Source organism: Streptomyces sp. NPDC043908, assembly GCF_056435525.1.
Genome location: NZ_JBWKEI010000001.1, coordinates 207,958 through 224,401, shown reverse-complemented (window position 1 = coordinate 224,401; position 16,444 = coordinate 207,958). Strand labels below are relative to the sequence as shown.

18 protein-coding genes are annotated in these 16,444 nt (G+C 72.8%); 9 read left to right on the top strand and 9 right to left on the bottom strand.

The genetic code is table 11. The features are described from left to right. Positions 1–156: 156 nt before the first annotated feature. Together AC069K_RS01055 and AC069K_RS01050 are read right to left on the bottom strand one after the other, a co-directional pair. Positions 157–513: a PRC-barrel domain-containing protein gene (locus AC069K_RS01055; RefSeq protein WP_358836771.1), complete on the bottom strand. Its 357-nt coding sequence runs from the start codon at positions 511–513 to the stop codon at positions 157–159. A 162-nt stretch (positions 514–675) separates the two neighbouring features. Further along, a complete protein-coding gene (locus AC069K_RS01050) occupies positions 676–837 on the bottom strand; it encodes a hypothetical protein (protein WP_030931772.1) in 162 nt (53 codons plus the stop codon). Between the two features lie 223 nt (positions 838–1,060). On the opposite strand from AC069K_RS01050, the gene AC069K_RS01045 reads away from it, so the two are divergent. Then, positions 1,061–2,071: an SDR family oxidoreductase gene (locus AC069K_RS01045; RefSeq protein ID WP_365106664.1), complete on the top strand. Its 1,011-nt coding sequence runs from the start codon at positions 1,061–1,063 to the stop codon at positions 2,069–2,071. Between the two features lie 54 nt (positions 2,072–2,125). Beyond that, positions 2,126–2,800, top strand: a complete 675-nt coding sequence (locus AC069K_RS01040) for an HAD family hydrolase (protein ID WP_478610738.1) — start codon at positions 2,126–2,128, stop codon at positions 2,798–2,800. A gap of 84 nt (positions 2,801–2,884) precedes the next feature. On the opposite strand, the gene AC069K_RS01035 is transcribed toward AC069K_RS01040, so the two are convergent. Both AC069K_RS01035 and AC069K_RS01030 read right to left on the bottom strand, forming a co-directional pair. After that, positions 2,885–3,271, bottom strand: coding sequence for a hypothetical protein (locus AC069K_RS01035; RefSeq protein ID WP_478610736.1), 387 nt, complete (start codon positions 3,269–3,271; stop codon positions 2,885–2,887). 235 nt (positions 3,272–3,506) lie between these two features. Next, the gene (locus AC069K_RS01030) at positions 3,507–5,330 is read right to left on the bottom strand and encodes a thiamine pyrophosphate-requiring protein (RefSeq protein ID WP_365106865.1); all 1,824 of its coding nucleotides are present in this window, start codon (positions 5,328–5,330) and stop codon (positions 3,507–3,509) included. Between the two features lie 389 nt (positions 5,331–5,719). On the opposite strand from AC069K_RS01030, the gene AC069K_RS01025 reads away from it, so the two are divergent. Together AC069K_RS01025 and AC069K_RS01020 are read left to right on the top strand one after the other, a co-directional pair. Next, positions 5,720–6,673: an LLM class F420-dependent oxidoreductase gene (locus AC069K_RS01025; protein ID WP_478610734.1), complete on the top strand. Its 954-nt coding sequence runs from the start codon at positions 5,720–5,722 to the stop codon at positions 6,671–6,673. 48 nt (positions 6,674–6,721) lie between these two features. Further along, positions 6,722–6,973, top strand: coding sequence for a DUF6479 family protein (locus AC069K_RS01020; RefSeq protein ID WP_365106675.1), 252 nt, complete (start codon positions 6,722–6,724; stop codon positions 6,971–6,973). A 21-nt stretch (positions 6,974–6,994) separates the two neighbouring features. Here AC069K_RS01020 and AC069K_RS01015 read toward each other — a convergent pair whose 3' ends face one another. Further along, the gene (locus AC069K_RS01015; protein ID WP_365106678.1) at positions 6,995–7,465 is read right to left on the bottom strand and encodes a Dps family protein; all 471 of its coding nucleotides are present in this window, start codon (positions 7,463–7,465) and stop codon (positions 6,995–6,997) included. Between the two features lie 224 nt (positions 7,466–7,689). Between AC069K_RS01015 and AC069K_RS01010 the strand changes: the two genes are divergently transcribed. Next, positions 7,690–8,277, top strand: a complete 588-nt coding sequence (locus AC069K_RS01010) for a nucleosidase (RefSeq protein ID WP_358836986.1) — start codon at positions 7,690–7,692, stop codon at positions 8,275–8,277. Positions 8,278–8,303: 26 nt separating this feature from the next. Here the strand turns inward: AC069K_RS01010 and AC069K_RS01005 are convergent, their stop codons facing one another. Continuing rightward, positions 8,304–9,362, bottom strand: coding sequence for an aldo/keto reductase (locus AC069K_RS01005; RefSeq protein WP_478610730.1), 1,059 nt, complete (start codon positions 9,360–9,362; stop codon positions 8,304–8,306). A gap of 127 nt (positions 9,363–9,489) precedes the next feature. Here AC069K_RS01005 and AC069K_RS01000 point away from each other — a divergent pair, with 127 nt between their 5' ends. Both AC069K_RS01000 and AC069K_RS00995 read left to right on the top strand, forming a co-directional pair. After that, positions 9,490–10,113 carry a TetR-like C-terminal domain-containing protein gene (locus AC069K_RS01000; RefSeq protein ID WP_478610728.1) on the top strand — a complete coding sequence of 208 codons (624 nt, stop codon included), beginning with the start codon at positions 9,490–9,492 and terminating at the stop codon, positions 10,111–10,113. Positions 10,114–10,426: 313 nt separating this feature from the next. Then, positions 10,427–12,439 carry a family 20 glycosylhydrolase gene (locus AC069K_RS00995; protein ID WP_478610726.1) on the top strand — a complete coding sequence of 671 codons (2,013 nt, stop codon included), beginning with the start codon at positions 10,427–10,429 and terminating at the stop codon, positions 12,437–12,439. 15 nt (positions 12,440–12,454) lie between these two features. Here AC069K_RS00995 and AC069K_RS00990 read toward each other — a convergent pair whose 3' ends face one another. Genes AC069K_RS00990 through AC069K_RS00980 form a run of 3 tightly spaced genes read right to left on the bottom strand, consistent with a single transcriptional unit; the run spans position 12,455 to position 14,745 of the window. Next, entirely contained in the window at positions 12,455–12,949 is a 495-nt protein-coding gene (locus AC069K_RS00990) for a universal stress protein (RefSeq protein WP_478610725.1), read from the bottom strand. A gap of 6 nt (positions 12,950–12,955) precedes the next feature. Then, positions 12,956–14,212, bottom strand: a complete 1,257-nt coding sequence (locus AC069K_RS00985; RefSeq protein WP_478611987.1) for an SLC13 family permease — start codon at positions 14,210–14,212, stop codon at positions 12,956–12,958. 59 nt (positions 14,213–14,271) lie between these two features. Further along, complete coding sequence (locus tag AC069K_RS00980; protein ID WP_478610723.1) at positions 14,272–14,745, bottom strand: SLATT domain-containing protein; 474 nt, start codon at positions 14,743–14,745, stop codon at positions 14,272–14,274. 140 nt (positions 14,746–14,885) lie between these two features. On the opposite strand from AC069K_RS00980, the gene AC069K_RS00975 reads away from it, so the two are divergent. Both AC069K_RS00975 and AC069K_RS00970 read left to right on the top strand, forming a co-directional pair. Beyond that, the gene (locus AC069K_RS00975; RefSeq protein ID WP_478610721.1) at positions 14,886–15,548 is read left to right on the top strand and encodes a hypothetical protein; all 663 of its coding nucleotides are present in this window, start codon (positions 14,886–14,888) and stop codon (positions 15,546–15,548) included. A gap of 79 nt (positions 15,549–15,627) precedes the next feature. Then, complete coding sequence (locus AC069K_RS00970) at positions 15,628–16,443, top strand: maleylpyruvate isomerase family mycothiol-dependent enzyme (protein ID WP_478610719.1); 816 nt, start codon at positions 15,628–15,630, stop codon at positions 16,441–16,443. Position 16,444 lies beyond the last annotated feature (1 nt).

The following is a 16,444-nucleotide window of genomic DNA, read 5'->3' as shown; positions in this document are numbered from 1 at the left end:
TTTTCCCCCAAAGAAAAAAACCCCCTCTCCTCCTCCCCCAAGGGGGCGTTCCCCCCCCCCCCCCCCCCCCCCCCCCCCTCCCCCCCCCCCCCTCCTCCCCCCCCCCCCCCCCGCTGAGGCAGGACTCGCTCTCGCTCGACGGTCCTGAAGCCGGTGTCAGACGACCGGCGGACGACCGCTGTAATAGCCACCGACCTGGTCGTGGTACCCGGCGTCGCCGAGGTGCTTCTCCCTGTCGAACTCGGGGGCGGCCTTGATCTCGGCCTTCGTGCGGTTCACGTAGACCTTCTTCTCCTCCGCGTCCAGCTGCGTCACCGTACCGGCGGGCAGGAGCACGTGCTTGCCGAAGATCCACACACCGGTGTCGACCACGATGTACGCGGAACCCACTTCGTCGGAGTGCTTGTCGACCTTGCCGATGCTGCCGTCGGTCGCCTCGACGCTCCACCCCCGCAGGTCCGCGCCGGCGAGGTGGCCGCTGGTGTCCGGGTAGCCCCAGATGTTCTCCGTCATGAAACGTGATTCCTTTCGTTTGTACGCCGGAAGAGCGTCGCCGTGTACGTCATTTCGGTGACGCCCTCTCCCGACGGACCGGGTGCCCAAATCCTCCCGGTCGACACATGGCGTTCCGGGCGGCCTTCCGGTCTTGCCGGATCCTTCCGCGCGGAAGGGCCGCTACCAGCGATACCAGCGGCCGGATCCGCCCTTGGGCCGGGCGACGAAGCCGATGAGCCACAGCACCAGTACGGCGATCGCGACCCACCACAGGATCTTGAGTGCGAAGCCGGCGCCGAAAAGGATCAGGGCCAGCAGAAGAACGAGGAGCAACGGGACCATGGAAATCAACCTCCAGCTCTTCGTGTGCCCTCATTGGCGGGGCACACACATTCAGGGAGACGCTTTATCGGTGGCCGCTTTCCGGGGGTTCAAACGGTCCCGGCCCAAGAGAATGAGAAAGCTTGTGCGGGGTACCCCTTCGCGGGACCCGCAGAGGTCCGCGGGGGCCCACCGGCACGAGGCCGGGGCCCACCGGCACGAGGGAAGAGAACAGGACGAGACCATGCCGCAGACCGTTGTGATCACCGGCGCCAGCGCCGGGGTCGGCCGCGCGACCGCCCGCCGGTTCGCGCGGCGCGGCGCCCGGGTCGTCCTCCTCGCACGCGGCCGGGCGGGGCTGGAAGCCGCCGCCGCCGAGGTGGAGGAGGCCGGGGGCCGGGCGCTGGTGCTGCCCACCGACGTCGCCCACCACGAGGAGGTGGAGAAGGCGGCCGAGCTGGCCGAGGCCGAGTTCGGCCCGATCGACGTATGGATCAACGTCGCCTTCACCTCCGTCTTCGCGCCCTTCACCGAGATCGGCCCCGAGGAGTTCCAGCGCGTCACGGACGTGGCGTACCTGGGCTTCGTCAACGGCACCCGCGCCGCCCTGGCCCGGATGGTCCCGCGCGACCGGGGCGCCATCGTCCAGGTCGGCTCCGCCCTCGGCGAGCGCTCCATCCCGCTCCAGTCGGCCTACTGCGGCGCGAAGCACGCCGTCAACGGCTTCACCTCGTCGGTACGGACCGAACTCCTGCACCGGGGCAGCCGCGTGCGGGTCACCGTGGTGCAACTGCCGGCGGTCAACACCCCGCAGTTCTCCTGGGTGCGCTCCCGGCTGCCGAAGCATCCCCGGCCGGTGCCGCCGATCTACCAGCCCGAGGTCGTCGCCGAGACCATCGCGTACGCCGCGGACCATCCGCGCCGCAAGCAGTACTACGTGGGCGCCTCCACGGTCGCCACGCTCTGGGCCAACCGGTTCGCCCCCGCGGTGCTCGACCGCTATCTGGCCCGTACGGGTTACGCGTCGCAGCAGACCGACACGGTCCCGCCCGTGGACGGGCCGGGCAACCTGTGGCAGCCCCTCGACGACCGCCCGGGCGACGACCACGGCGCCCACGGCGTCTTCGACGACAGCGCGACCGCCCGCTCCCCCCAGGCGGCGCTGGCCCGCCACCCCGCGCTCGCGGCCGGGGCGGGCGCCCTGGCGGGCGCCGCCGCGCTGCGGTGGGCGAGGGCGCGGCGCGGGGGCGGCTGAGGCACCCACCCCGTACGGTCGGATAAAGGCAGGGACAGACGAAAGGCAGCCGGAATGACACGCGCGGCGATCTTCGACGTCGACGGAACGCTCGTCGACACCAACCACCTGCACGTGGTGTGCTGGTGGGAGGCGTTCCGCCAGGCAGGGCACCGGGTGGCGACCCACGCCGTCCACCGGGCGATCGGACTGCCCTCGGAGGATCTGATCGCCCATCTGCTGGGCGAGGACCGCGACAAGGACCAGGACTCCGAGCTCAGCGCCGCCCACACGGCCCTGTACGCCACCTACTTCGAGCGCCTGGCCCCCATCGCGGGCGCCGCGGACCTTCTGCGCGCGCTGGACGGACGGGGCTGGAGGGTGGTCCTCGCCACCTCCGCGGGCGGCGCCGAACTGGGCGCGCTGCGCAAGGCGATCGACGCCGACGACGTGATCGCCGGAGTGGCCAGCGCGGACGACGTCGACTCCGGGAAGCCGGCCCCCGACCCGGTCCACCAGGCACTGGAGCTGGCCGGCGCGGACGCCGCCTCCTCGGTGTTCGTCGGCGACACGGTCTGGGACATGAAGGCGGCGGCGAAGGCGGGGGTGCGCCCCGTGGCGGTGCTGGCCGGCGGCATCCCGCGCCGCGATCTGGAGGAGTCGGGTGCGCAGGCCGTCTACGACGACCCGGCCGACCTGCTGGCCGCGCTCGACGACAGCCCGGTGGCGGAGCTCGAACGGCGTAACTGAGGGGACGCGGAACGGCGGACGCGAAAAGGCGGACGCGGACGGGCCCTGGGCTCCGTCCGCGTCCGCCGTCGGTTCCGGGCGCTCCTACCGGCCACGGAGGGTCAGCTGGAGGTCCACTTCCTGGTCGCCCGAGGCCGTTCCCGCGTCCTCGACCTCGAAGGTCCGGTGCAGGACGTCCCGGAGGCGGGCGACCGCGACGGGGCCGCCCTGGACGTCGATGGTCACCTTGTCGCCCAGCTCGGCGGGGCTGACGTCCTCCGGCACCTGGGAGGTGTCGAACGTCGCGGTCCACACGGTGGGGCGCGCCGGGTCGGGGGTCGTGGGGCCGTGGATCGCGCCACCGGCGGTGTCCGTCGAGAAGTACCGGCGCAGCGCGTCCAGCACCGTCTCGGCGTCAGCGGCCGAGCACGCGCTGAGCACCACCTGTACGCGCTGCTCGGGCGGCGCCTGGGATGCGGCGGTGGGCTTCATGGGAGAACTCCTCCTGCTTCGATCACTTCGGGTCTGCTTCGGGACTGCTTCGGTCGGTGACGGCCCGCGTCGGTCACCCGAGGCCCTCGTCGTTCGCTCCGGGCGGCTCGCGCCGATCGCGGTGCCCGGCGGCCGGCGGGCCGCGTCGCCCGTGCCCGGGCGCCGGAACCCGCCGTTGCCACTCTGCCCGCCTTCCCCGGTCGCCGCCTCTTCAACGGCGGCGGCAGCCACGGGTTCAGGAGCCGGCGTCGGCGCCCGGCCGGTCCTCCCGGTGCCTGCCGCCCGGCAGCATCTCCTGGACCTTCGCCTTCAGCCCCTGCCGGATCATGCCGACGCGGTCGCTGTCGCCCTTGACGATCGACGCCGCGGCGGCCTCGATCTGGTCCAGCGAGGCGTGCGGCGGGATCGGCGGCACGGCGGGGTCGGTACGGAACTCCACGACGCACGGCCGGTCCGCGGCCAGCGCCCGCCGCCAGGCGCCCTCGACCTCCTCGGGCTTCTCCACCCGTACGCCGTCGAGCCCGATCGAGCGCGCGAAGTCCGCGTACGGAACGTCGGGCAGCTGCTGCGACGGCAGGAACTGCGGGGCACCGGACATGGCGCGCATCTCCCAGGTGACCTGGTTGAGGTCCTGGTTGTTGAGCACGGCGACGATCAGACGCGGGTCCTCCCACTCCTGCCAGTACTTCGCCACGGTGATCAGCTCCGCGAGGCCGTTCATCTGCATGGCCCCGTCACCGACGATCGCGAGGGCCGGGCGGCGCGGGTGGGCGAACTTGGCGCCGATCACGTACGGGACACCGGGCCCCATCGTGGCCAGCGTGCCGGAGAGCGAACCGCGCATCGTGCCGCGCATCCGCAGGTGCCGGGCGTACCAGTTGGCGGCCGAGCCGGAGTCCGCGGCGAGGATGACGTCGTCGGGCAGCAGCGCGTCGAGGGCGTGCACCACGTACTCGGGGTTGATCGGGTCCGCGTCGACCGCGGCGCGCCGCTCCATCACCTGCCACCAGCGGGCGGTGTCCTTCTCGATCTTCTTGCGCCACTTGTCGTGCTTCTTGCGCTTGAGCCGGGGCAGCAGCCGCGTCAGCGTCTCGCGCGCGTCACCGACGAGGTTGACCTCGAACGGATAGCGCAGTCCGACCATGAACGGGTCGATGTCGATCTGCACCGCCCGTGCCTGACCGAATTCCGGCAGGAACTGTGAGTACGGGAAGCTGGATCCGACCACGAGCAGGGTGTCGCAGTCCTGCATGAGCTCGTACGAGGGCCGGGTGCCGAGGAGGCCGATGGCGCCGGTGACGTACGGCAGGTCGTCGGGGAGCGCGTCCTTGCCGAGGAGCGCCTTGGCCACACCCGCGCCCAGCACGTCCGCGAGCTGCTCGATCTCGGCCCGGGCGCCCCGCGCGCCCTGCCCGATCAGCACGGCCACCTTCTCGCCCGCGTTCAGCACCTCGGCGGCGCGGGCGATCTCGTCGTCCACGGGCACCGGGGCGTAGTGGGCGGCGCCGAGGCTGGAGGGCACCATCTTGAAGGCGTGGCCCGGGGGTTCGTAGTCGAGCTCCTGTACATCCGCCGGGATGATCACGGCGGTCACGGTCCGCCGGGCGGCGGCGGTGCGCATGGCCCGGTCGATGACGTTGGGCAGCTGCTCGGGGACGGTCACCATCTCGCAGTACTCGGACGCCACGTCCTTGTACAGGCTCAGCAGGTCGACCTCCTGCTGGTAGGAGCCGCCCATGGCGCTGCGGTTGGTCTGCCCGACGATCGCCACGATCGGCACGTGGTCGAGCTTGGCGTCGTAGAGGCCGTTGAGCAGATGGATCGCACCGGGGCCGGAGGTGGCCGCGCACACCCCCACCTTCCCGGAGAACTTGGCATAGCCCACCGCCTCGAACGCGGCCATCTCCTCGTGCCGCGCCTGGATGAACCGGGGCTTGTCCTCGGCCCGGCCCCAGGCGGCGAGCAGGCCGTTGATGCCGTCGCCCGCGTAGGCGAAGACATGCTCGACCTCCCATTGCCGCAGCCGTTCCAGCACGTAGTCGGAGACCTTCATCGACATGGGATGACCTTTCGGGGTGAGGAAACGGGAGTTCACGGCGACGGGCGGCACGGCGTCGCGGAAGCCGGCGTCCTCCAGGACCTTTACGGCGGAGTGGCCCGGTCCGGTCGACGACGCGGACCCCACCGTCCACCCGGTCGCGCAGCGCCTGCTCCGGCGAGAGGCGTTCGTCATGGCGCTCGCCGTCGCGCGGAGCGGTCCCGCAGGTCGCGCCCATGGCACACCCTCTCCGTCGACACCTCTTCGGCACCGGCCCGGCCGCCGCGGGGCCCGACCGGGCGCGTTGGCCCCGTACCCCCGCGAGGACGCCTCACACGGGCGTGCGAGCGATGTTTCCTTTCCCGTCCACCGGTCACCCGGCGTGCACGAGCGCACCGTGAGGAGCGGCCATGACCGAGTACGGCTACTTTCTGTCGAGCGAGGAGCACACGCCCGCCGGGCTGGTCGAACAGGCCCGGATGGCCGAGCAGGCGGGATTCACCTCGTTGTGGATATCCGACCACTACCACCCCTGGAACGACAGCCAGGGCCAGGCGCCGTTCGTCTGGTCGGTGGTCGGGGCGCTGTCCCAGGCCGTGTCCCTGCCGGTGGAGACCGCGGTGACGTGCCCGACCGTGCGGATGCACCCGGCGGTCGTGGCGCAGGCCGCCGCCACCAGCGCCGTCCAGCTCGGTGGCCGCTTCCGGCTCGGGGTGGGGTCGGGTGAGGCCCTCAACGAGCACATCCTCGGCGACGTCTGGCCCGAGGCCCCGGTGCGCCTGGAGATGCTGGAGGAGGCCATCCAGGTGATGCGCCTGCTGTTCACGGGTGACCAGGTCAGCCATCGGGGCAAGCACTACACCGTGGAGAACGCCCGGCTGTACACCGTCCCGGACGAGCCCGTGCCCATCGACGTGTCCGCCTTCGGCCCGCGGGCCGGGGAGCTGGCGGGCCGCGCCGGGGACGGTCTGGTCGCCATGGCACCGGACACCGCGCTGATCGAGCGCTTCCGGCGGAGCGGGGGCGGCGGCAAGCCCGTGTCCGCCGGGCTGAAGGTGTGCTGGGGTCCGGACCGCGAGAAGGCGGTCCGCGAGGCGCACCGGCTGTGGGCCAACGAGCAGCTGCCGGGCGAGCTGCCGCAGGTGCTGCCGACGCCCCGGCACTTCGAGCAGGCGTCCGAGCTGGTGACGCCCGAGCGGGTCGCCGCCAATGTGACCTGCGGGAACGACGTGGACCAGCACGTCGCCGCGGTGCGCGAGTACGCCGACGCCGGATTCGACACCGTGTACGTCAACCAGATCGGCAAGGAGCAACGCGGTTTCTTCGACTTCTACCGCACCAAGGTCCTGCCGCGACTGGCGTAGGACGCCGGCCGCCCAGGACCACCAGCACAGCAGGTTTAGGAGCCACCCATGAACACCGTCACGCTGTCCCAGACCCTCGCCGCGAGCACCTCGTCGTCCTGGCTGTTCGTGATCGTGGGCGTCCTCGTCGTGGCCGTCCTGATCGGGGCCTTCTGGTACGGCAGCCGCCGGGCCTCGCGACGCCCGGCGCCCCCGCAGGAGCCCCAGCCGCGCGCGGATTCCTGGCAGACGCCGGACGCGGAGGCCCCTCCGGGGCATCCGCAGGGTCCGGACGCCCCGGAGCACGACCACCACATCTGACGCCCCGGGGGGCGGCCGGTGTCAGGCGTTCTCCGCCTGGAACATCCAGGCGTGCTTCTCCAGCTCCCCGGTCAGGGAGATGAGCAGGTCCTGGGTGACGGGGTCGGGCTTCTCGGTCGCGGCGATCCGCTCGCGCATGCGCTCGACGACCTTGCCGAGGGCCACCACCAGCACCTGCACGGCCTCGTTGTCCTTGATCCAGCCCTCCGGGACGGTGCCGATCGCGGAGGTCTCCGCGACGGTGGCGGCCCGTCCGTCGGGGGCGATGCCGAGTGCGGAGGCGCGCTCGGCGACGATGTCGGAGTGCGTACGCGCCGTGGTGACCACATCGTCGAGCTGAAGGTGGACCGAGCGGAAGCGGGGGCCCACCACGTTCCAGTGCACCTGCTTGGCCGCCAGCGACAGGTCCACCAGGTCCACCAGGGCGCCCTGCAGCGCCTCCCCCACGACCTTCAGGTCGGCATCCGGCAGCGAGCTCTTCACGGCAGCCATGGCGTTCTCCATTCCTCACATACTGGTCCCGGTGTGCGGGAGGTGTGCGGGAGGCGTGTTGTGCCGTCCCATCGCTGCGCCTTCCTTGAAACGCGAGGCTCAAACCGGGCGCAGGCAGACGGCACACATCGGACGGCAATAGATCGGACAGCACTCCTCCCGGCCGCCCGCGCGCACCGCCCCCGCCTCCCGGGCCCGGAACCCACGCAAATACCCTGGTCCCCATGGACCTCTCCGGACACATCGCCACCGATCGCCCGCTGCTCGTGCTGGCCGTCAAGGAGGAGGCGCAGTTCCTCGACACGGATCTGCCCGTCCTCCTCACCGGCATCGGCAAGGTGAACGCGGCGAGTGCGCTGGCCACCGTCCTGGCACGCGGCCCGCACCCCTCCCGCGTCGTCAACCTGGGCACGGCCGGTGCGCTGCGCCCGGGCTGGACGGGCACCCACGTCATAGGTTCGGTGCTCCAGCACGATCTGGACAGCGACGTCCTGGCGGCGCTCACCGGTGAGCTGTACGGCCCGCCGCTCGACGTGTCCGGTCCGGGCGGCCCGACGCTGGCGACCGGCGACACCTTCATCGCGGACGAGGAGACACGCGCCCGGCTGGCGCTGCGCGCCCACCTCGTCGACATGGAGGGCTACGCGCTGGCCTCGGTCGCCCAGCGGGCCGGGCTCCCCCTCCAGATGGTCAAGCACGTCAGCGACGAGGCGGGCGAGGGCGCGGCCAGGACCTGGCGCGAGTCGGTGGCCGAGTGCGCCCGTGTTCTCGCCGCCTGGGCACAGGAGAACATTCCGGAGTACGCCGCCTGAGCCGGGCGGACGCCGGGCGGATGCGCCTACGCCTGCCCGCCCGGCGCCCGGCCGGTCAGCGGCGGGTTGAGCCGGGCGAAACCCTCCTGGCGCTCGTAGGGGAAGTACGGGTAGGGCGCGGTCCGGGCGCTCGCCGCGTCGAGGCGGGCGACCTGTTCGTCGGTCAGGGTCCAGCCGAGCGCGCCGAGGTTCTGCCGCAGCTGCTCCTCGTCGCGGGCGCCGATGATGACGGAGGAGACGGTGGGGCGGCGCAGCAGCCAGTTGAGGGCGATCTGCGGGATCGTCCTGCCGGTCTCCTCGGCCAGCTCGTCGAGTGTGTCGACCACCCGGTAGAGCAGCTCGTCCTCGACGGGCGGGCCGTAGTCCGCGGTGCGGTGCAGACGGCTCTGCTCCGGCAGCGGCTGTCCGCGGCGGATCCTGCCGGTGAGCCGTCCCCAGCCGAGCGGGCTCCACACCACCGCGCCGACGCCCTGGTCGGCGGCGAGCGGCATCAGCTCCCACTCGTAGTCCCGGCCCACCAGGGAGTAGTAGACCTGGTGGGCCGCGTAGCGCCGGTAGCCGTAGCGGTCGGCGGTGGCCTGCGACTTCATCAGCTGCCAGCCGGAGAAGTTGGAGACGCCGGTGTAGCGGATCTTTCCGGCCCGTACGAGATCGTCGAGGGTGGACAGGACCTCCTCGACCGGGGTTCCCGCGTCGAAGGCGTGGAGCTGGAAGAGGTCGATGTGGTCCGTGCCCAGCCGGCGCAGCGCGTCCTCGACGCTGCGGATGAGGCGTGAGCGGGAGGTGCCGGCGTCGCCCGGCCCGTCGCCCATCGGCAGTCCCGCCTTGGTGGAGATGAGCACCTCGTCCCGCCGCCCCTTGATCGCCGCGCCGAGCACCTCCTCGGAGGCGCCCGCGGAGTAGACGTCGGCGGTGTCGAACATGGTGACCCCGGCCTCCAGGCAGATGTCCACCAGCCGGCGCGCCTGCTCCGCGTCGGTGTCGCCCCAGGCACCGAAGAGCTCGCCCCGGCCGCCGAACGTCCCGGCGCCGAAGCTCAGTGCCGGAACCAGCAGTCCCGACGCGCCCAGCCTCCTGTATTCCATGACAGATTCCTCTCCGTGCACAGTCGGCGCGGCCACCGGTCGGCAGCCACTAACGGTTCTGCTGTTCCGTTAGGATGTGCCCTCACCGTAGCAGAGCACAACCCTTTAATGGAACAGGAGTCCCGTTATGACGTCCGCAGCCGACGCAGACCCAGGGACCGTCCGGCCCGGCGGCCGGACCGCCCGCGTACGGGCGGCGGTCCTCGCCGCCGCCGGTGACGCGCTGGCGCGCGGCGGCCTCGCCGGTCTGGACCTCGCCGAGGTGGCCCGCCGCGCCGAGGTCGGCAAGACCACGGTCTACCGGCGCTGGGGCACTCCGGCCGGTCTCGTCGCGGACCTGCTGGCGGAGATGGCCGAGCAGTCGCTGCCGCGTACGGAGACGGGGACGCTCCTGGGCGATCTGCGCGCCAACGCCCGGCTCGTCCAGAGCACTTTGGCCGACGCCCGCCAGGGTGCCCTCTTCAAGGCGGTGATCGCCGCCGCGACCTGCGACGAGCAGACGGCCGCCGCCCTGCACCGCTTCTACGAGACGCGCGTCGACGAGTGGGCCGTGTGCGTCCAACAGGCCGTCGACCGGGGCGAGTTGCCGGAGGGCACCGACACGCGCGAGGTGATCCGCGCCGTCTCGGCCCCCCTCTACTACCGCCTCCTGACCACCGCCGCCCCCCTGGACCAGGCGACCGCCGACCGCGCCGCCGAGGCCGCGGCCGCCGCCGCGCGCGCGGGGGTGTTCACGGCCGCGCGGGACTGAGACGCACGGCGGGCCCGGTCGGCCGGCCGTCGGCTACCGGGGTGCCGCGTCGGACCTCGGGGCCGCCGACGGGAAGGGCGGGGTGCCGGTCGCCGGACGGGCACACACAGGATCCCTCCGGCACGGTCGAGGCCGTATACGCGACGCACCGGGTGCGGCCGCGCGGGCCGCACCCGAAGCGCCACGCCTGCGCGATCATGCTCGCTACAGCGGACTTTCGAGCATCTATTGACATGTACGCGCTACTGCGCTGCACTGTTGCGCCATCTGCCCCCGCACCGCCCCCTGCCCCTCCCACGACCGGGGATACGCCATGCGACTGCTCAGATTCCTGATCGCCGCGGTCTGCGCACTGGCCGCACTCACCCTGCCCGGCGTCGCCGCCGCGCCCGCGCGGGCGGCGGCCGCTCCCCCGCAGACCGTTCCCGCGCTGCGGCAGTGGACGGCCGGCTCCGGCGCGTACACCTTCACCAACACCAGCCGCATCGCCGTCGACCCGGCCTCCACCGCCCAGCTCGGCGACGAGGCGGCCACGTTGGCGGACGACCTGGCCGCCCGGACCGGGCGGACCGTCGCCGTCGTCACCGGCGCCCCGGCCATCGGCGACATCGCACTCGGCCTCGGTGACACCACGCTGCCCGCCGAGGGCTACCGGTTGACCGTGGGCGCGGCCGTCACCATCCGGGCCGGGACCGACACCGGCGCCTTCTACGGCACGCGCACCCTCCTGCAACTGCTGCACCAGTCCGCCTCGGTGCCCGCCGGAACGGCGGTGGACTGGCCCACCAAGCCCGAGCGCGGGCTCATGATCGACCAGGGGCGGAAGTTCTTCACCGTCGCCTGGGTCCGGCAGCACATCAAGGAGCTGGCCTACCTCAAGCTCAACTACTTCCACTTCCACCTGTCGGACACCTTCGGCTTCCGGCTGGAGAGCTCCACCCATCCCGAGATCGTCTCCACCGACCACTACACCAAGCAGGACATCGCCGGTCTGGTGGCGCTGGGGCAGAGGTACCACGTCACCATCGTCCCCGAGATCGACACCCCCGGGCACATGAACGCGATCCTGGCCGCCCACCCCGAACTCAGGCTCAAGAACCGCTCCGGCACGGCCAGCGCGGAGTTCATCGACCTCTCCCTGCCCGGCTCGTACACGTTGATCAAGGACCTGGTGAACGAGTACCTGCCGCTCTTCCCGGCCCGCTACTGGCACATCGGCGCCGACGAGTACGTCACCGACTACGGCAGCTACCCCCAGCTCCTCACCTACGCCCGCGCCCACTACGGGCCGGGCGCCACCGCCAAGGACACCTACTACGGATACGTCAACTGGGCCGACGCGCTGGTGCGCGCGGGCGGGAAGACCACCCGGATGTGGAACGACGGCATCAAGTCCGGCGACGGCACCGTCACGCCGAACGCGGACATCGTCGTCGAGTACTGGTACAACTACGGCCTCACGCCCCAGCAGTTGGCGGCGGCCGGGCACACCGTGGCCAACGAGTCCTGGACACCCACCTACTACGTCCTCGGCGGCGCCAAGCCCGACACCAGGTGGATGTACGAGACGTGGACCCCGGACCTCTTCCAGGGCGGCACCACCCTGAGCGACCCCGCCCGCAACCCCGGCTCGCTGATCCACGTGTGGTGCGACAACCCGGGCGCCGAGACGGAGGACCAGATCGCGGGCGGCATCATGTACCCCCTGCGCGGCCTCGCCCAGCAGACCTGGGGCTCCCCCAAGCCGGTGGCCTCGTACGCCGCGTTCACCCCGATCGTCGCCGCCGTCGGCCACAACCCCGCCTGGCCGGGCCTCTCCCAGCCCGGCAACCTCGCCCGCAACCGCCCCACCACCGCCTCCAGCACCGAGACGGCGAACTTCCCGCCCGCCTCGGCCACCGACGGCGACCCGGCGACCCGCTGGTCCAGCGCCTACAGCGACCCGCAGTGGCTCCAGGTCGACCTGGGCTCCTCCCAGAGCGTCGGCCGGGTGGTGCTGCGCTGGGAGGCGGCGTACGGGAAGGCCTTCCAGATCCAGCTCTCCGACGACGCCACCGTCTGGCGCACCCTGTACTCCACCACCGGCGGCAGCGGCGGCGTCCAGGACCTCACCGGCCTCTCCGGCTCCGGGCGGTACATCCGGCTGTACGCCACCCAGCGGGGCACCTCGTACGGGTACTCGCTGTACGAGTTCGAGGCGTACGGAGGGCAGCCGAGCGGTGCGCACACCCTCACCGCGGCCGGCGAGGCGCTCGACGACCCGGCGAGCTCCCCCGCGTCCGGGACGCCTGACGGTGCGGCCTACCAGCAGTGGCGGATCGGCTGAGCCGTCGGACAGGCCCTAGGCAGGTGGTTCCGGGGGAAGCGGGGGGAGCGTCGTGACCCCCGGGGCCGGTTCGGGCCAGACGAGCAGGACCGGGCAGGGGGCGTGGTCGAGGACGAAGCGGGAAGCCGGACCCAGGCTTCTCGGCCCGAGCCGGGAGCGGTCGCCGTCGCGGGCGAAGATCAGCAGGTCGGCGCCCTCGGCGGCGGCGACGACCTCCCGCTCCACCCGCCCGCTGCGCTCCTCGCGCCGGCACGGCAGGCCGAGCCGGTCGGCCGCGGCGTCCAGCAGGTCGTGGGCGGAGGCGTCGGCGAGGTGCTCCAGGCGGGTGCCGGGGTCTCGCTCGCGGTGACCGCGGCCGAGGAGCCCGGCGAAGGCGCCGTGGGCCACGCCGGGGACGTCGTGTCCGGTGACATGGAGGAGCATCACGTCGGCGCCTTCACGCGTGTGGGCGCGGGCGGCGTCGACGCACGCGGGCCAGGAACCCTCGGTGATCCAGACGACGACGGTCATGGTGCATCAGCCTCCGAGCGCGTGCAGCGACCCCCACAGTGCCAGTACGGCGAGCGCCAGCGCGAGGGGCACGACGAGAAGACCGAGCACGGTGAACTCCCGCAGGTCGACGTCGCTGTCGTGCTCGCGGACGATGCGGCGCCACAGCAGGGTCGCCAGCGAGCCGGCGTAGGTCAGGTTGGGCCCGATGTTCACCCCGAGGAGCACGGCGAGCACCGCGCCGGGGCCGGTCGGCGCGGTCAGCGGCAGCAGGACCAGGACGGCGGGCAGGTTGTTGATGACGTTGGCCAGGACGGCGGCCAGCGCGGCGACGCCCAGCAGCGCGAGCAGCCCGGTGCCGCCCGGGACCAGATGGGCGAGGCCCGAGGCGAGGCCGTTGTCGACGACGGCGCGGACCACGACGCCCAGGGCGAGGACGAACGCGAGGAACGGCAGGGCCGCGGCCCCGACGAGCGCGGCGGGCGTGGTGCGGCGCCGTACCAGCGCACGGGTCGCCAGGACGAGCGCCCCGGCCGCCGCCGCCCAGGCCGGGTCGATCCCGACCGCCGAGGTGAGGACGAACCCGGCCAGGGTGCCCACCACGGTCAGCAGCGCGAACAGCGGCAGTTCGGGCGGCTCGCCCCCGGACGGGACCGGCGCGCCGGCGTCCAGGTCGGTGGCGAAGAACCGCCGCAGCACCACGTACTCGACGCCGATGGCCGCCAGCCACGGCAGGGTCATGAGCGCGGCGAAGCGGGTGAAGCTCAGCCCGCTGGCGGTGAAGGCGAGCAGGTTGGTGAGGTTGGAGACGGGCAGCAGCAGCGACGCGGTATTCGACAGATGGGTGCAGGCGTAGACATGGGGCTTGGGCCGCACCCCGAGCCGCGCCGCGGTGGCGAAGACGACCGGGGTGAGCAGCACCACGGTGGCGTCGAGGCTGAGCACCGCGGTGATGGCCGAGGCGACGGCGAACACCTGCGCGAGAAGGCGGCGTGGTTTTCCGGCGGCGGTGCGGGCCATCCAGGCCCCGCACGCCTGGAACAGCCCCTCGTCGTCGCAGAGCTGGGCGAGGACCAGCACCGCGGCCAGGAAGCCGACGACGGGACCGAGCCGGGCGGCCTCGTCCTGCGCGTGCCCCCAGGAGATCGCCCCGCAGGCGATGACCACCCCCGCGGCCGGGACCGCCACGACCGCTTCGGGCCAGCCCCATGGGTGTACCACCGCGCACACCAGGACCGCCAGCAGCAGCCCGGCCGACACAACCTCCGCACCCCAGGTGTTCAGGGCCAACTCCTCGCAGACAGCTCCGGTGATCAGCCTCTATGGAAACAGATGCCGAACCGTCACTGCGGCAGCCCGCCCCCCGGCAGCGGGCCCGGCTGGAGTCCGCGGCGGCCCGCCGCCCAGTTCCGCAGCTCGGTGGTCGCCACGTCCTCGATCTCCTCCTGGAGCCGTCCGCGCAACTCTTCGTCCCGCTCCGCCTCGGGGACCAGCCGGTAGCGGCGGACCGCCAGCCGCAGTCTCGACCAGGCCTCGGCGGCGAGCACATGGCGCTCGGCGTGGTTGAACACCTGGCGGAACCCGCCGATGAAGACGGTGAGTCCGGCCAGGGTGGCGGTGGTCGCGGCGGGCGCCCGGATACCCGCGGCGACGACCGTGGCGGCGCCGGTGAGCAGGGCGCTCAGCTCGGTCGCCCAGTGCCAGCGGCGGGCCCGGTCGCGGGTGCGGGCATACCAGTCGAGATCGGCGAGGGCCTGCTCCAGGAGGGGGTCGTCGACGGGGGCGGGCTGCGGTGGGGTTCGTCTGCGTATCGGCACGCCCCCATGGTCCCCCCGTCACGCCCGTGTTGGGCACGGGGTGGGTATCCCGGTGCGGAACCGGCCGGGTGAGCATCTGAGTACGGAACTGAGTACGACCGCTCAGGTCCGCGTGCCACGGTGGGAGGGAGGCTGGTGCCATGACTACGCCGCCCTTCGTCAGCCCGCCGCCGCTCCCCCCGACGCCCCCGCTCCGGCCCGGACCGTCGCGCGCCAGGCGCGCCGGGATCATCGGTGCCGTCTGCGCGCTGGTCCTGGCGCTCGCCGCCGGGGCGGCGTGGTGGCTGACACGGGACCACGACAGCTCGCCGCTGGCCGGGCGGCCGCGCGTCACGGACACCGCGGCCGGGCTCTCGTACGCCGTGCCCGAGGGCTGGAAGAGCAACGAGGGCAAGGACCTGATCCAGGCCTTCACCTCCTCGATCACCACCAAGGGCGCCGACGGCACCGGCGGAGCCGCCGTGCTCGCGGGCCGGGGCGCTCCTCTCGACGAGTCCGCGCTCCGGGCGCGCACCGAGACCGCGGCCCGCTCCAACGCGGAGTTCTTCTACCCGGACAGCAGGTCCAGCGTGGAGGAGTCCCGGGCCACGGAGGTCAGCGGCCGTCCCGCCTACACGGTGGTGCTGCGCACCCAGGACGAGAACGGCAGGGCGGGGCGGCTGCGCCTGACCATCGTGGCGCGCGGCGAGGACCGGTCGGCCTTCCTCCTCGGCGTCACCGAGGCACCCGCATCAGGCGCATCGGCCGGATCGGCCGAGAGCCGCGAGGTGGACGAGGTGCTGGCCGACGCCGCCGTACGGTAGCGGCACCGCCCGCCACCGGCCCCGGCCGCTGTGACAGGCTGCCCGGGGAAAGAACCGGTCTGCCAGGAGGCGCGACACCATGAACACAGCCGAACCGCTCGACCACCGCGCGGCCGTCGCCGCGGAGAGCGCCCGGTTCGCGGGTCTGGTCGAGGGCGCCGACCTGTCGCTCGCCGTACCCACCTGCCCGGGCTGGACCCTGGCCGACCTGATCAGGCACACCGGCGGCGCGCAGCGCATGTTCACCGCGCTGGTGCGCGCCCTCGTCCAGGAGCGGCCCGCGAGCCGGGGGGACCTGCGGCTGCCGGAGCGGGAGGACGACTACGCCGACTGGCTGGCGGCGGGCGCGGCCGAGGCGGATCGGGTGTTCGCCGGCACCGACCTCGACGCGCCGATGTGGGTCTGGGGCGCGGACGGCCGCGCCCGTTTCTGGGTGCGCCGGATGCTGTTCGAGACACTGGTGCACCGCTTCGACGCGGAACGGGCGCTCGGGCTGCCCTCCGCGATCGACCCGGCGCTCGCCCGGGACGGCGTCGACGAGTTCCTGGTCAACCTGCCCTTCGCCGCGTTCTTCGCGCCCGGGGTGGCCGAGTTGCGCTCCGCCGGGCCCGTCCAGCACATCCGGTTCGCCAGTACGGACACGGACGACGAGTGGCTCGTCCGGTTGCGTCCCGACGGCTTCGGCCTCGTGGACGGCCAGGACGGTCCGGGCCACGGGGATCCGGGCCACGGGGGTCCGAACCACGGGGAGATGACCGCCGACGCCACCGTCCGGGCCGGCGCCGCCGACCTGCTGCTGCTCGTCTACGGCCGCCTCGACCGCTCGGCCGGAGCGGTGCGGACCAGCGGGGACGAGGAACTGCTCCAGCGCTGGTTCACCCACTCGGCCTTCTGAT

What these genes read in the sequence shown, in the direction of transcription:
- AC069K_RS01035 (WP_478610736.1), bottom strand. Translation starts at nt 3,271, where the DNA reads ATGAAGCCCACCGCCGCATCCCAGGCGCCGCCCGAGCAGCGCGTACAG.
- AC069K_RS01015 (WP_365106678.1), bottom strand. Translation starts at nt 7,465, where the DNA reads ATGGCTGCCGTGAAGAGCTCGCTGCCGGATGCCGACCTGAAGGTCGTG.
- AC069K_RS01025 (WP_478610734.1), top strand. Translation starts at nt 5,720, where the DNA reads ATGACCGAGTACGGCTACTTTCTGTCGAGCGAGGAGCACACGCCCGCC.
- AC069K_RS01045 (WP_365106664.1), top strand. Translation starts at nt 1,061, where the DNA reads ATGCCGCAGACCGTTGTGATCACCGGCGCCAGCGCCGGGGTCGGCCGC.
- AC069K_RS00975 (WP_478610721.1), top strand. Translation starts at nt 14,886, where the DNA reads ATGACTACGCCGCCCTTCGTCAGCCCGCCGCCGCTCCCCCCGACGCCC.
- AC069K_RS01050 (WP_030931772.1), bottom strand. Translation starts at nt 837, where the DNA reads ATGGTCCCGTTGCTCCTCGTTCTTCTGCTGGCCCTGATCCTTTTCGGC.
- AC069K_RS01005 (WP_478610730.1), bottom strand. Translation starts at nt 9,362, where the DNA reads ATGGAATACAGGAGGCTGGGCGCGTCGGGACTGCTGGTTCCGGCACTG.
- AC069K_RS00990 (WP_478610725.1), bottom strand. Translation starts at nt 12,949, where the DNA reads ATGACCGTCGTCGTCTGGATCACCGAGGGTTCCTGGCCCGCGTGCGTC.
- AC069K_RS01055 (WP_358836771.1), bottom strand. Translation starts at nt 513, where the DNA reads ATGACGGAGAACATCTGGGGCTACCCGGACACCAGCGGCCACCTCGCC.
- AC069K_RS01010 (WP_358836986.1), top strand. Translation starts at nt 7,690, where the DNA reads ATGGACCTCTCCGGACACATCGCCACCGATCGCCCGCTGCTCGTGCTG.
- AC069K_RS01030 (WP_365106865.1), bottom strand. Translation starts at nt 5,330, where the DNA reads ATGTCGATGAAGGTCTCCGACTACGTGCTGGAACGGCTGCGGCAATGG.
- AC069K_RS01040 (WP_478610738.1), top strand. Translation starts at nt 2,126, where the DNA reads ATGACACGCGCGGCGATCTTCGACGTCGACGGAACGCTCGTCGACACC.
- AC069K_RS01020 (WP_365106675.1), top strand. Translation starts at nt 6,722, where the DNA reads ATGAACACCGTCACGCTGTCCCAGACCCTCGCCGCGAGCACCTCGTCG.
- AC069K_RS00970 (WP_478610719.1), top strand. Translation starts at nt 15,628, where the DNA reads ATGAACACAGCCGAACCGCTCGACCACCGCGCGGCCGTCGCCGCGGAG.
- AC069K_RS00995 (WP_478610726.1), top strand. Translation starts at nt 10,427, where the DNA reads ATGCGACTGCTCAGATTCCTGATCGCCGCGGTCTGCGCACTGGCCGCA.
- AC069K_RS01000 (WP_478610728.1), top strand. Translation starts at nt 9,490, where the DNA reads ATGACGTCCGCAGCCGACGCAGACCCAGGGACCGTCCGGCCCGGCGGC.